The sequence below is a fragment of the Sulfurimonas sp. genome, from assembly GCF_026988655.1.
Lineage (GTDB): Bacteria > Campylobacterota > Campylobacteria > Campylobacterales > Sulfurimonadaceae > Sulfurimonas.
On sequence record NZ_JALSKT010000078.1, the window covers coordinates 19,768 to 34,250 of the forward strand.

14 protein-coding genes are annotated in these 14,483 nt (G+C 32.7%); 4 read left to right on the plus strand and 10 right to left on the minus strand.

The features are described from left to right. The first annotated feature begins 24 nt into the window (after positions 1 to 24). Genes MV052_RS08430 through MV052_RS08440 form a run of 3 tightly spaced genes read left to right on the plus strand, consistent with a single transcriptional unit; the run spans position 25 to position 1,677 of the window. Positions 25 to 450: a chemotaxis protein CheX gene (locus MV052_RS08430; protein WP_297443148.1), complete on the plus strand. Its 426-nt coding sequence runs from the start codon at positions 25 to 27 to the stop codon at positions 448 to 450. Beyond that, positions 443 to 754, plus strand: coding sequence for a flagellar motor switch protein FliN (gene fliN, locus MV052_RS08435; RefSeq protein WP_297443150.1), 312 nt, complete (start codon positions 443 to 445; stop codon positions 752 to 754). Before MV052_RS08430 ends, fliN begins: the two co-directional genes overlap by 8 nt. Continuing rightward, a complete protein-coding gene (locus tag MV052_RS08440; protein WP_297443153.1) occupies positions 751 to 1,677 on the plus strand; it encodes a hypothetical protein in 927 nt (308 codons plus the stop codon). Before fliN ends, MV052_RS08440 begins: the two co-directional genes overlap by 4 nt. Here MV052_RS08440 and MV052_RS08445 read toward each other — a convergent pair. From MV052_RS08445 to gltB, 9 genes are all read right to left on the minus strand, one after another. Continuing rightward, a complete protein-coding gene (locus MV052_RS08445) occupies positions 1,674 to 2,825 on the minus strand; it encodes a hypothetical protein (RefSeq protein WP_297443156.1) in 1,152 nt (383 codons plus the stop codon). The genes MV052_RS08440 and MV052_RS08445 overlap by 4 nt on opposite strands. Next, positions 2,825 to 3,778, minus strand: a complete 954-nt coding sequence (gene dusB, locus MV052_RS08450; RefSeq protein ID WP_297443159.1) for a tRNA dihydrouridine synthase DusB — start codon at positions 3,776 to 3,778, stop codon at positions 2,825 to 2,827. The genes MV052_RS08445 and dusB overlap by 1 nt, the downstream gene beginning before the upstream one ends. 4 nt (positions 3,779 to 3,782) lie before the next feature. Next, entirely contained in the window at positions 3,783 to 4,802 is a 1,020-nt protein-coding gene (locus MV052_RS08455) for a hypothetical protein (protein ID WP_297443162.1), read from the minus strand. 11 nt (positions 4,803 to 4,813) lie between these two features. Continuing rightward, the gene (dksA, locus tag MV052_RS08460; protein WP_297443166.1) at positions 4,814 to 5,164 is read right to left on the minus strand and encodes an RNA polymerase-binding protein DksA; all 351 of its coding nucleotides are present in this window, start codon (positions 5,162 to 5,164) and stop codon (positions 4,814 to 4,816) included. A gap of 13 nt (positions 5,165 to 5,177) precedes the next feature. Next, positions 5,178 to 5,636, minus strand: coding sequence for a 23S rRNA (pseudouridine(1915)-N(3))-methyltransferase RlmH (locus tag MV052_RS08465; protein ID WP_297443169.1), 459 nt, complete (start codon positions 5,634 to 5,636; stop codon positions 5,178 to 5,180). Further along, positions 5,633 to 6,196, minus strand: coding sequence for a thiamine phosphate synthase (locus tag MV052_RS08470; RefSeq protein WP_297443172.1), 564 nt, complete (start codon positions 6,194 to 6,196; stop codon positions 5,633 to 5,635). Before MV052_RS08470 ends, MV052_RS08465 begins: the two co-directional genes overlap by 4 nt. A 1-nt stretch (position 6,197) precedes the next feature. Further along, positions 6,198 to 7,043 carry an acetyl-CoA carboxylase, carboxyltransferase subunit beta gene (gene accD / locus MV052_RS08475; protein WP_297443175.1) on the minus strand — a complete coding sequence of 282 codons (846 nt, stop codon included), beginning with the start codon at positions 7,041 to 7,043 and terminating at the stop codon, positions 6,198 to 6,200. A 123-nt stretch (positions 7,044 to 7,166) separates the two neighbouring features. Next, a complete protein-coding gene (locus tag MV052_RS08480; RefSeq protein ID WP_297443178.1) occupies positions 7,167 to 8,552 on the minus strand; it encodes a glutamate synthase subunit beta in 1,386 nt (461 codons plus the stop codon). A gap of 1 nt (position 8,553) precedes the next feature. After that, positions 8,554 to 12,993, minus strand: coding sequence for a glutamate synthase large subunit (gene gltB, locus MV052_RS08485; RefSeq protein WP_297443182.1), 4,440 nt, complete (start codon positions 12,991 to 12,993; stop codon positions 8,554 to 8,556). A 178-nt stretch (positions 12,994 to 13,171) separates the two neighbouring features. Between gltB and recO the strand changes: the two genes are divergently transcribed. Further along, positions 13,172 to 13,789 carry a recombination protein RecO gene (gene recO, locus MV052_RS08490; protein ID WP_297443185.1) on the plus strand — a complete coding sequence of 206 codons (618 nt, stop codon included), beginning with the start codon at positions 13,172 to 13,174 and terminating at the stop codon, positions 13,787 to 13,789. A gap of 1 nt (position 13,790) precedes the next feature. Here recO and MV052_RS08495 read toward each other — a convergent pair whose 3' ends face one another. Next, on the minus strand, positions 13,791 to 14,345 hold the full coding sequence (locus MV052_RS08495; protein WP_297443187.1) for a methyltransferase domain-containing protein: 555 nt from the start codon (positions 14,343 to 14,345) through the stop codon (positions 13,791 to 13,793). Between the last annotated feature and the right edge of the window lie 138 nt (positions 14,346 to 14,483).

Genomic DNA, 14,483 nt, shown 5'->3' on the forward strand with positions numbered 1-14,483 from the left:
TATGAATTATAACAAGGTTTGATAATGCTAAACACGATAGAAGAAGCCACGAAAAATTTTTGTACTCATCAGATTGGTGAGAGGTGCGAAACTACAGACCGTCCGATAAAAGAAACAACATATATCGCTTATATAGATATCTCTTCAGGTGATGGTAAAAAATATAGAATTTATTTAGCTCTAGAGAAAGGTTTTCTACAAAAGATTTCAAAACTTTTTCTTGAAGAAGATGAAAGTGATGATGAAACGCTGCAAGATATGCTCCTTGAAACTGTAAATTTAATAGTAGGAAGTGCCAAAGTAATTGCTGAAAACCTAGATAAACCTTATAATATCGGCACACCTTTTTTTCAAAAAATTGGTAAGTTTGATTATGATTATAATGAAATGAAAACATTTTGCATTGATGACAATAGTCTTATTATTGCAATTAAGGAATTAGATGCCTAAAAATGACAATTTAACGGATGAGGGACTCTCATGGATGGATTATTCTGGGATTTTAGATATGGAAGTAGAATTTGTTGCTGACTTGGGTGAAACAGACCTAATGGTAAGTGAAATTTTAAAGCTAGAAAAGGGATCGATTATTGACCTAAAAAAACCTGCAGGAGAGAGTGTTGAATCCTATGTAAATGGTCGTATACTGGGCAAAGGTGAAGTTATGGTTTATGAAAAAAATCTTGCAATTCGTATAAATGAAGTACTAGATTCGAGTGCTGTTTTATATTATTTATCCAAAGAGAGATTATGATTAGATTACTACTGCTCTTTATCTTACCATTTTCACTTTATGCTGCTAAAATTCTTAGCTATAATATTTATGATAGAACAGACAGAGTTGATGTGATGATAACCTTTGATACACCATATAATGGTACTATAAGACAAAGTAAAACAAAATCAAAAATTATCATAAAACTCGAAGATACATCTATAGAGTCTCCAAAAACAAAAAAAGTTGGTTCAAAGTTTTTACAAACACTTTCTATCATTCCTTTGAAATCTCAAACGCAGTTGATAGCAACTATACCGACAAGCAACATTATGCTCTTAGCTTCAAAAACTGTTGATGGTTATGGTCTAAGACTTAGATTTATGCAAAAAGCTATAAATACAAAAAAATCACCCCAAAGCAATGAAGCATCAATAAATACTGCTGATTCGCTCATGAATCTTCCCACTAAAAAAGACAATCCTGTATCACAAAGTTATTATATAGTTATAAGTATTATGATTATTGGAGTATTTTTACTCTTTTATCTTAAAAGAAAAGTGCAATCAAAAGGACAAACACAAACATCAAAAAAAGACACTTGGTTATTTAAGGCAAATCAAACAAACACAGTAAAAGAAAAAAATCAAAAGAATGATGAAAATATTTCCATAAGATTTCAAAAAACAATCGATACAGAAAACAGTGTTGTAATGCTTGATTTTGCCAATCAGAGTTATTTAGTATTGTTGGGAAAAAGTAATATTTTACTAGATAAATTTACAGATAACAAGCCAACCTCTCAGCAAGAATTTGATTCTATATTACAAAATAGGCATGAAGAATTAGAAGCTTTTTTATCAAACTCCAATGAAGATAGAAACATAAAACAGCAAGAAAAACAAGAACCTCTACAGGCATACAAAGAAAAAGCCGCTTCCTTACTTTATAGTGACAATTAACTTATAAGGTTTTTATCACTATTAAATTTCTCTTTAAGTAGTTTTTTTATGGTATTGAGGTTTGCCATAGAAAGTTTATAATGCTCATCCATCATCTTATTTGTATGAAACACTTCTGTTACAGTGATACCATAAGGATCTTTTTTCTCTTTTGTAATTTTCCCTGCATCATCAAAACTATATAAAAACAACTTTTTACGATTTATTTGTATGTAGTAAGTCAATACAATTTCATCAGTAAATTTCTTTTCAAGAGCTACTACAACACGCTGTTGCTCGCTATATTCATTATCTTTAATCTTTAAAAGAGTTTTTACATCTTTAAACTCTATATATCCTATATAGAGTTTATTATATAAATTATGATACCTTTGAGTTTTAGCATTGTATAAAAAGCTCATATCAATGATATGGCGTTTATGTGCACGTAATGTTTTAGTAATCCAACTCATCGTGTTGTAATATCTAAAAGGATGCAGTTTCAACATATGTGCTTCTATCATTTTTGGAGATTTTATTTTTTCTTTTGGCAATAACTTTTGTTTATTATTTTTTGTAATATATTCTAAAACTTCAGCTGCTGAGAATGCTTTTGTGAACCACACTTTGCAATATGAAGGAAACTGTTTAGCACCTGTTGCACCATCATTTAAAATTATCAATGCTTTAATTTCATAATTTGGAAATATAATTTCTAAAAGAGCTTTTTTCTTTCTTAATCTTTTACGTAACTTTATAACAGATTTTACAAGTGTCATTTCAACAAAATAGAGTTCATTGTTTTTTGTTGTAAACATTGCATCAAACTCACTAATTTCTCTACTTTTGGTCCTATAAACAATCTGTTCTTTTTCGCTTATAGAGAGCGTATTAGCATAAGCTTTATGCTTGTTCTGATGGAAGCCTTTGAGTACAAACTTATCTATATAATCATTTTGCTCAGCATAACGCAAAAGTTTTTCATAGATGAAATTTTCAAAAACTTCACCTTCAAAAGAGCGATATGAACTTAGATAAGAAGGGTCATCCAAATTAATTCCTTTCCCTATTAAAGAAAGAAGATGTTTTGTGTTGTAATCATAATGAAAAAGATTATCAGAGATATTCTCTTTTTCCAAATTTTTAATTGAATTAGATATATCTAGCACTATAAAGCCATCTCAGCATTTTTAAAAAATTCATTGATTACATCACGATATTCACCAATATCATCAATTCGATTAACCTTATCTCTCAACAAAGAAGCACCTCGTAAGCCTTTTGTATAGGTATGCGTATGCTTACGAAACATTGCAACACCATGCTGACCATAAAATTCAATCATTTTATCGTAATGCTCCATAATTATTTTATGCTTTAAATCCATATCAATATATTCATTTCCTGTTTTTAGCTGGTGAAAAATCCACGGAGCTCCAACAGCACCACGTCCAATCATTACACCATCAGCACCAGTATGTTCTAAAACCCATTTTGCTTTTTCATAAGAGTCAATATCTCCATTAGCAATTACAGGAATTGATACTGCTTCTTTAATCTCTTTAATTGCATCATAATCAACTGCTGCTTTAAACTTACCAGCACGAGTTCTTCCATGCACAGCTAAAAAATCAGCACCACTATCTTCAACAGTTTTTGCAATATCTACATGGTTTTTATCTTCAAACCCAAGTCTTATTTTGACGCTAGTAAGCTCTTTGTTTGATGTCTCTTTTATAGTCTTAATAATCTCACCCATCAAAGGAAGATTAAGAAGTAAAGAACTTCCACTACCATGACCGACAACTTTTGGTACAGGACAACCACAGTTAAGATCGATGATATCAATGCCTTCTTGTTCATTCAAGACTTCAATAGCACTACGCACGACATCAACATTAGCACCAGCAATTTGAACCGAATAGGGATTTTCAAGCGCAGACTTTTCAAGCATATGGAGAGTTTTTTCAGAACCATGCGCTAAAGCATTGGAACTTAACATCTCACTTACTGTCAGATCTGCTCCAAATTGTTTAACTACACTTCTAAAAGGAAGATCGGTAAATCCTGCTAAAGGAGCAAGAACATATACCGGCTTATCAAACGAAAGATTTTTAATCATAAAATTATATAAAAAGACGAATATTAAAATGCTTATTACATTCTTTTAATGCAACATAAGCTTTAAAATTTTGATATTCATTAGCTTGTGAATTTTCTAAAATCTCTTTTACTGGTGCAACCATTTCTAAATCTAGCAATGCATAAAGATATGCTTCAATTGCATCTTCATTTTCATCTGAAAGTGTTTCAAAAAGTTTTATTCTTTGTTCTGGAATCATATCTGTACTAGATAATGCAACAGCAATGTCCAAGTAATCTTCTTTTTTTAGATCCAGTTTTTTAAACAATGATAAAAGCTTCTCATTTGATATATCTAAAGTATATTCATCAGCATTAATACGTGACAAAATAACATTTAAAGAATCTTTTGTTAAAAATTCTTTATATTTTTCAATATTATTAAGGGTTGCAGTTTTTACATAATCTGTATATACTTCTTGACATAAAGTTTTAGAATACTTATTTGCATTTGCAAGTAAGTCCTCAGCTTTAAGCTCACCTTTTTTATATTTATTTCTAATATTTTGTATTACAAGTTCATTATCAGAAGATAAATGAAACGGCTTCAAATCAACAACTTCACCATTTTTTATAGACTCTATTGTTTTGAGAACCTTATCAATACGTTCATCTTCAATTTTTCCTGAGACATCACCTTTTGGAAATACTACACTATTTTCTAGTAAAGTTCCTAGTAGTTTATATCTCTCAGTTTTAAAAGTATAGTTCGTCTCTTTTTTTCCTAAATAAGTATCTATGATCGCATTAATCATTTTTTCATAATCTTTTTCATATTTACGAAGTCTAAAATTTCTCAATATTGAATAAAAAGTCATATGAGCAACACTTGCAAAATAAAGAACAAACAACGGGATAACAACCCAAAGTGCAATTTTTAATGATGGCATAGGAATACCAAAAAAATCAATACTTATAGAGTCTTGTGAAACATACGCATAAACATACCAACCAACTAATGCGATCCATACAAATGCAGCTATCGTGTACCTTTTAATATACATAATTCAATTCCTTATTTAGATTTTTCTATAATCTCTCTACAATCAATACAGTAAATTGCATGAGGTTTAACTTTTAATCGTTGAAATCCTATTGGATCCTCACACATTTCACAAATACCATATTCTCCACTAGCAATTTTAGCAAGGGCTCTGTCAATTTCAACAAGTTCCCTATTTTGCTGCTCTACTATTGCACTTTCAATCATAGAATTATTATTTGCGGATGCATAGTCACCCTCATCATTTAAATCTAATGAGTTTAATTCATTCAGCTCATTGTTTCCGCTTTTAATGTTTTTTTCTATTTGCTCTTTACGACTTTCTAAAATTTCTTTAAAATAGTTTAACTCACTTGCTTGCACTTATCTTTCCCTTTTATTTATGATATGGATGGTTACTTAATAAAGAAAACCCTCTATAGATTTGCTCTAGTAAAACCACTTTGGCGATTTTATGACTCATTGTAATTTTTCCCAAACTAATCACAACATTACTCTTTTTTAGAAACTCTTCTTCAAAGCCATAAGCCCCACCAATAAAAAACTTAATAGACATTTTATCATTTAATAGCTTACTAAATTCAAAACTATCTATAAGTTTTCCGTCTGGATGCAATGTTATACAAAAACCTTTCCCAATATAAGCTTCTAAAGCCTTAGTATATGCCTTTTGAGAAGCTTCTGGGGAAATTGTGTGTGCTTTTGTTACATCTTTATTAAATATTTCAACGTCCTTAACTGTAGAAAAACGAGAAATCATCTTCGTCAGTTCTTTATATAAAGGTTCATAAAGAGATTTTTCTTTTTTTGCAATTGAAATAATTTCTATATTCACTTCAATAACCCACTGCCAATAACATTATATCTTACATATTTAAACTCATCATCAAGTCTTACTCCACCAATAGCTGCTACATAATGTTTTGATTTGGATGCTATTGCATCAAGTTCTGAGCCTAAGATACCTGAGATATCTTTTTTTGTCGTTGTATTTCGATATGCACCTAAGCCAATATAATTTATATCCATACTATTAGCGGTTTCTACTTCTCTCTCATTATGAGTAGAAATACCTATAATTTTATCTTCATTCACAACACTACGCAGAATTTCTACTGCCTTTTTAGTGTCACTGTTTATTGCTTTAAGATCTTCTTGACCGACATGCACACCATCACAAAATTCTATAAGTTCATAAGCATCATTAACAATTAAAAAACCTTCATAAATCTTTCTGATTAAAATTAACTTTTGCTTTATATATGCAATATCTGCATTTTTATTACGATATTGAATTATTTCTGCGCCATGCTTTTTTGCGAGTTCCACAAAAGCCTCTACAGAAACTCCTTTCGCATCTAACATATCTTGATCACAAAGGGCATAAAGGCGCATATTAATCTTTTTTAAGAAGAGTAAGCATATCTGAAAGTGTTTTTTTAAGCTTATTTCTATTGACAATCATATCAATCGAACCATGTTCAAGTAAAAATTCTGCTCTTTGAAAACCTTCTGGCAGCTCAGAACCAATAGTCTGCTCAATTACCCTTTGTCCAGCAAAACCAATCAATGCGCCAGGTTCAGCAATAATAATATCACCCAAATTAGCAAAAGAAGCACTTACTCCACCCATAGTTGGATCAGTAAGTACAGAGATAAATGGAAGGTTATGTTTTGCTACTTTTGCTAAAGCAGCAGAAGTTTTACTCATTTGCAGGAGTGAAAATGTAGATTCTTGCATTCTTGCGCCACCAGAAGCACTTAAAATGATAATCCCTTGCTTCTTTTGTATTGCACGCTCAGCTGCACGTACAATTTTTTCACCTTCAACAGAACCTAAAGATCCACCCATAAATGCAAAATCAAAAATAATAAGCTGAACAGGTACACCATTCATCTCACATTCACCACTAACAACAGATGACTTTCTTCCAGTCTTAGCATATGCTTCTTCGAGTCTCTTTTTATAAGGTTTTTTGTCAACAAATTTCAAGGGGTCAACAGGTTCTAAAGAAGCATCATATTCTACAAAAGTTCCCTCGTCAGTTAAGAGTTTTAATCTCTCATCTACACCGATTCTAATATGAAATCCACATTTTGGACATACATAATTTTGGTTTTCAACTTCTTTGTAATACATAAGCGAATGACATGATTTACATTTTATCCAATGTGAACCAGCTTCTGCTTTTTCAGGTTGTTTTGTTTCAAATGCGTTGGTAAAAAAGCTTAATAAATTCAAAAAAAATCCTTCAGTTATAATAAGTGAGTCTATTATAGCAAATTATTACTTAGGAAAAGGATATTTTGTTTTTTGTAGAAGAAAAATACACCCATCTATCCAAGATAGATAAGTATATAAGGATTATTTTAAAAGAGAGTCAGCGATACTTCTTGCTGCTTCACGACCATCAAATGCCGCTGTAACAACTAAGTCTGCACCACGATAACAATCACCACCTGCATAAATACCAGCAGTGGTTGTTTCATAGGTCTCTTCATTTATAATCACCCCACCCCATGAATTAGTCTCCACTCCATTTTCAGCTAAAAAAGATGGAACAACAGGATCAAATCCAAGTGACATTATAACAACATCAGCATTAACTCTATACTCAGAACCTTTCACTTCTTCCATTCGTTGACGACCAGATTCATCTTTTGCGCCGAGTGTAGTTTTAACCACTTCTACTGCAACTGCTTTGCCTTCATCATTTAAAACAATCTCTTTAGGAGAAACAAGAAAAGTAAAATCAACACCTTCTTCCATAGCATTTTTATACTCTTTTTTACTTCCTGGCATATTGTGTTCATCTCTACGATACAAACAAGTGACAGATTTTGCACCCTCACGCTTTGCAGTTCTTAGACAGTCCATAGCAGTATCTCCACCACCAACGACAACAACATTTAAATCTTTAAAATCAAATTGTTTGTCATATGACTTTTTAAAATTCTTTCTTTGAATATTTGTTAAATAATCCATAGCTTTATATACATTTGGTGCATTCTCACCAGAAATTCCAGCTAATTTTGCTTTTGTAGCACCAACACCGATAAACATAGCATCATGCTTATCAGCAATCTCTCCAAAATCAATATCTGTTCCTACGTTAGTATTGAGAACAAGTGTAAGACCTGCCTCTTCTAATAATTGTACACGTCTATCTACTACTTTTTTATCAAGCTTGAAGTTTGGAATTCCATACGTTAAAAGCCCACCAGCACGGTCGCTTCTTTCATACATAGTCACAGCGATCCCAGAGCGAAGAAGATAAGTTGCAACAGAAAGACCAGCTGGTCCACTTCCAATTACTGCTACTTTTTTATCTGTCGTTATTCCTGGAAAATCTGGCGTCAATCCAGCTTTAAATCCTGTTTCAGTAATATGTGTTTCAATTGAACCAATAGTAATAGCACCGTGTCCATCATTTAAAGTACAATCTCCTTCACAAAGCCTATCATGAGGGCAAACTCTACCCATAACTTCTGGAAATGGGGATGGCTCATTTGAAAGTTTAAATGCAAATTCCAAATCTTTTTCTGCAATAGACTTCAACCATTGTGGAATGTAGTTATGTAGTGGACATTTATTTAAACAAAATGGATCACCACATTGGATACATCTGTCACTCTGACTTGATGCTTCATTCTTATCAAAGATATCATAAATTTCACCAAAATCTTTTGTTCTCTCAACTACTAATCTTTTACTAGGATCAATTCTTTCAGTTTTTAAGTATTCACGCATTTTAGTCTCCATTCTCTAGGTTAAGAGGTAATTTAGTTAAATTTTTTGGTTTTACTAACCAGAAATTTCTTACTTCAACTCTGAAGTTTTCAAGTAAATCTTTTGCTTTTTCACTACCAGTCTCTACTAGATAATCTTTTAATAAACGTTTGAGATAATGACGAGCTTCATCACCCTCATCAGTATCTATTCTTACAGCTTCAATAAGCTCATGATTAACATTTTCTACAAACTCGTGATCACTATCATATACAAAACTAATACCACCAGTCATACCTGCACCAAAGTTGATACCTGTTTTACCGAGTATCACTACAACACCACCAGTCATGTACTCACAAGCATTATCACCTGTACCTTCAACGATTGCCAAAGCGCCAGAATTACGAACAGCAAAACGCTCTCCTACACTTCCTGAAATGTATAGTTTTCCACCTGTTGCACCATAAAGACAAGTGTTACCACCAGCTGAAAACTCTTCACCTTCATTTTCAGAAGTGATAATAATTTTACCACCATGCATTCCTTTACCAATGTAGTCATTTGCTACACCATCAAGGTAAATTGATACACCTGGAGTGATAAATGCACCAAGTGCTTGTCCTGCTACACCTGTAAGATTTATTTTGATAGTATCTTGAGAAAGACCATCATCACCATAATACTGTGCAATTTCGCCAGAAATTAATGCACCAAAACTTCTATGAATATTTTTAATTTCTCTTTTTATTCTGATAGGATGATCAGGATGTTTAATAGCAGTCATAGCTTCTTTTAAAACATCTTTTTCAAAAGCATTATCATCAAAAGGAGGATTGAATTGTTGTTGATGCGTATTGACGCCCTCTTCTTGATGTAGGATTGCTGAGAAATCGAATTTTTGAGCAAAATCATTCTCTTTGACTTTCATTAGGTCAACACGTCCTATCATTTCTTCCATAGTTGCATACCCTAGTTCTGCCATTATTGCTCGTACATCTTCAGCTAAGTATGTAAAATAGTTAATAATTTGATCAACTTGACCTTTAAAAAATTCACTACGTAGTTTTTCATTTTGTGTAGCAATACCAACAGTACATTTATTTACATGACAAATACGAAGCATTTTACAACCAACAATCGTAAGAACACCTGTACCAAATGCATATGATTCAGCACCTAGTAGAGCAGCTTTTACTACATCAAGACCAGTTTTTAATCCACCATCAGTTTGTACTTCTACCAATGCACGAAGATTATTTGCTTTGAGTGCATTATGCGCTTCAGATAGCCCAATTTCCCATGGATTACCTGCAAATTTGATAGATGTAAGTGGCGCTGCACCTGTTCCACCATCACCACCTGAGATGATGATTTTATCAGCATAGGCTTTTGCAACACCAGCTGCAATAGTACCAACGCCCACAGTTGAAACAAGTTTCACAGCTACACGAGCTTTAGGATTCACTTGCTTCATATCAAAGATAAGCTGAGCTAAGTCTTCAATAGAATAAATATCGTGATGTGGAGGAGGTGAAATCAGTGTAACACCAGGAACAGTATGACGAAGTTTCCCAATTAAAGGAGTTACTTTGTGACCCGGAAGTTGTCCACCCTCACCCGGTTTTGCACCTTGAGCAACTTTGATCTGAATCTCTTCGGCAGAACGCAAATACGCTGGAGTAACACCAAAACGACCAGATGCTACTTGTTTTATTTTAGATACTCTCTCAGTTGCATATCTTGCTTTATCTTCTCCACCCTCTCCTGAGTTAGACTGTGCACCGATTCTATTCATTGCAGTAGCAATTGTTTCATGTGCTTCAGGAGATATAGATCCAAGACTCATAGCAGCAGAAGCGAAACGTTTAAAGATAGCTTCTTTTGGTTCAACTTCAGAAATATCAATAGGTTTTCTATCAGATTTAAGATCAAAAAAGTCACGAATAAATTTCATTCCACGTCTATTTACAAGATTTTTAAGTTTATCAAAATTTTCTTGTGAAGGATGTTTAGAAATATCATGAATCGCATGAATAACAGCAGGTCCAAAATCATGATGTTCTTGACCTGTATAAAATTTGTAGTAGCCACCAATGTTTAATGGAAAGATTTTGTTAAACCCATTAGTTTGAAACGCAGCTTTATGTGCTTTTTCAAGTCGCTCATCTATATCTTCATAAGTTAAGCCCGAAAGTGTACAATTTGACGCTTCAAAACAATCCTTAACAATCTCTTTGTGCAAACCCATTACATCAAACAGACCTGAGTTTCTATATGAAGCGATAGTAGCAATACCCATTTTAGACATTATTTTTAATAATCCGCTGTTAAGTGAAGTATGTACAGCTTTAAATGCTTCAGGACAACTCAAGGTAATAAATTTTGAATTTGTTAGTTGATTTGCTACTGTTGCAAATAAAACATGAGGATATATGGCACTTGCACCATAACCAATCAACACAGATGCACTATGTGAATCAACAACTTCACCAGTCACAGCAATCATGGAAACAAGATGACGAATTTTAGCTTCTAAAAGAGCAATATGTAAACGTCCTATCGCCATAGCCATTGGAATAATTTTCTTTTCATTATCAAACGCAGTATCATCTAGTATAACAATTCTTGTACCATCATTTTTTACAGAATCAATGACCTTTTCTACCAATGCTTCAAGAGAAGCTTTTAAGTCTTTCGTGTAGCCTGTACTAAATGTTGTATTTTTGTAAAATTCTTGGTATCTTGGAGATGAAATATCACCAAAAGATTTTAAAACTGCAAGCTTTTCATGTGTAATAATTGGAGAAATAGATTTTAATCTATGTGCATGCGTAGGAATTTCATTTAAGATATTGTGAATTTCACCAAAACCTGTATTTAAACTCATAACCACTTTTTCTCTGATTGAATCAATCGGTGGATTTGTTACCTGTGCAAATTTTTGTTTGAAAAAGTCTGTAAAATTTCTTTGTTTCTCAGAAAAAGCGGCTAATGGAGTATCATCGCCCATAGAGCCTACTGCTTCTTTACCCTCTTTTATCATTGGTTCAATAACTTGTTCTACAACCTCTTGCGTTACATTAAAGTATCTTTGACGCGCTATAAGAACATCTTTATTTAGGTCTTTATATGCGCTATATTGTTCTTCAACATGCTCTTGAAGATAAATCATATGATCATTTAACCATTTCATATAAGGATTTGTACTTTTTAAATAATCATCAATTTCATTTGATTTCAAAAGTTGACCATATTTAAGGTCGAGTCCTAACATCTCTCCTGATTGTAAACGTCCACGCTCTTTTATATCCTCTTCTGCAATATCAACAACACCATATTCACTTGCGATCAGAAGGTTATCATCTTTTGTGACGATATATTTTGAAGGACGGAGACCATTTCTATCAAGTACACAACCAATATAACGACCATCTGTCACACTAAACGCAGCTGGACCATCCCATGCTTCAAAAACAGTAGAGTGATATTCATAAAAAGCACGAAGTTGCGGATCCATATGTGGAGCATTTTGCCATGCAGGAGGGATAACTGCTCTTACAGCCTTAAAGAAGTCCATGCCATTGACAATTAAAAATTCGAAGAAGTTATCTGCAGATGCACTATCTGATGAACCAGGTTGTAATATTGGGAGTAATCTTTGAATCTCTTCATCCGTGAAGACGTCACTTTTGATAGATTCTGATTTGATAGAAACATTAATACGGTTCGCTTCAACAGAGTTGATTTCACCATTATGAGCAACAGCACGGAAAGGTTGTGCTAAACGCCATTCAGGTAAAGTATTTGTAGAAAATCTTTGGTGAAAAAGTGAAAATGAAATCTTAAAATTTTCATCCTGTAAATCTTTATAAAATTCTTTGATATGCGTTGGCATAACAAGTCCTTTATATGAAAGAACTTTTGAACTCATAGATGCAATGTAAAAATCTCTTTCATCAACAAGTTCATGTTCTGTCTCTTTACGAGAAAGATAAAGAAGTGCATCAAATCTGCTTGTAGCCATTATAGAGTTAGGAATAATAAAAAGTTGAACAATTTTTGGAAGTGATGCTAAGGCTTGTTCTCCAAGAGCATTTATATCTATAGGTACATTACGATGTAAAACAACTTTTAAGTCATTGTTTTGACATATATTTTCAAGAAGCTCTAAATGAGCTAAATCTTTTGTAAAAACAGTTGCAACTGCAAACTGTTCAGGTAATACTACGCCCTCAGCTTCAGCTTTAGCTTTTAAAAAATCTCTTGGCATAGAAAGAAGCAATCCGCTTCCATCCCCTGTTTTACCATCTGCTGCAACAGCACCACGGTGCATCATTCGCTCCAATGCAGTCACTGCGTCATTTAAGACTTTATGTGACGGATTGTTTTTGATATTGGCAACAAGACCAAAACCACAGTTATCCTTGAAGGATCTTAATAAATCATGATGTTCAACCATTTTAACTCCCAAATTTATGAATTTTACATAAAATACATATGAATTTAATCTCTTTTTAAAGAAACTTAGTCTATTTAGACAAAGTGCATAAATTATACTTTCTTTTGGTTTAAATAAGTATAATATTAAAAAAGTTTTTTAGAAAATTTTCAGAAGTGTGTATATAGGAAGCAATTAAATGCAAGGTTATATTATAAATCTCAACAAAGTCAAAGATGAAGATTTAATAGTTACTATTTTATCAAAAGAGAACTTAGATACGCTTTACAGGTTTTATGGAGCACGTCATGGCGTTATCAATCTCGCCTTCAAAATAGATTATGAAAAAGAAGCTTCTTCCAAGGGTACTATCGCAAGATTAAAAGATGTCATCCATATAGGCTATAAATGGATCAATGATAACAACTTACTGCGTTTATGGCAAGATTTTGTCAGACTATTTTTTAAGCATCTTAAAGATGCAGAAAATATTGGTTCTTTTTATTTTGATTTATTAGAAAATGCACAGCAAAACTGGAACAAACAAAACCCAAAACGTGTTGCTATTGAATCTTATGTTAAACTACTTGAGCATGAAGGTCGATTGCACAAAGATATGCACTGTTTTTTATGTTCACGAAAAATTGGGTCAGATGTTTCTCTTTTAAGAGCATATCTGCCCACTCATTATGAGTGTGCCCATACGCTACCTATAAATAGAACTGCCATAGAAGAACTTTTCAACAATAAATCAACCCTTTTCTTAAGTGATAAAGAGGTTGATAGGCTTTGGAATGTTCTACTCGAAGGCTTATAGTCTAAGCTCTTTTTTTTGCTACTAGTGATGCAACACGGGTGTTCTCACCTCTTAAATTTACATCTTCCCTTTCTTCATAGTAGATAATATCAAGACCAATAAAAGCGTGAAGTAACTCATTTGTTCGTAAAAGGTACTCTGGATTTGCAGGTTGATCAAAATCTCCATGAGCAACTATAAAAGTTTCAAATATTACTATACCACCTGCTTTTAGAGCATCTTTAATCTGTGGGAAAAGTCTTCGACTTAAATAATTTATATTTATAATCAGATCATACTCATTTGTTTTAAGATTATAAGTATCTAAATCTACTTCGATTTTATTTATATTTTCTTTTTCTTCTACTTGTGAGAGTGCATAGTCACTCAAATCAACTGCATCAACTTCAAAGCCTTTTTCAGCTATAAAGTGAGTATTACGCCCTACTCCACATGCAATATCTAAGGCTTTACCAACTACTGCGTTTGAAATATATTTTTCAACAATTGGTTCTATATTTTTACGCATTGGCTTCTCTACATGACGCTTATTCCATCTTTGTTTATCTTCTATCATTTTTTATTTATCTCCTTAAAAGTATTGCCATCCTAAAGCACAAAATCAGTATAATAATTAACATGAAAACAATATTTTGTATACTATTTGTAATTATATCTCAATGTAGTGCAGAGTTGAGTATAACAAATGACAAAA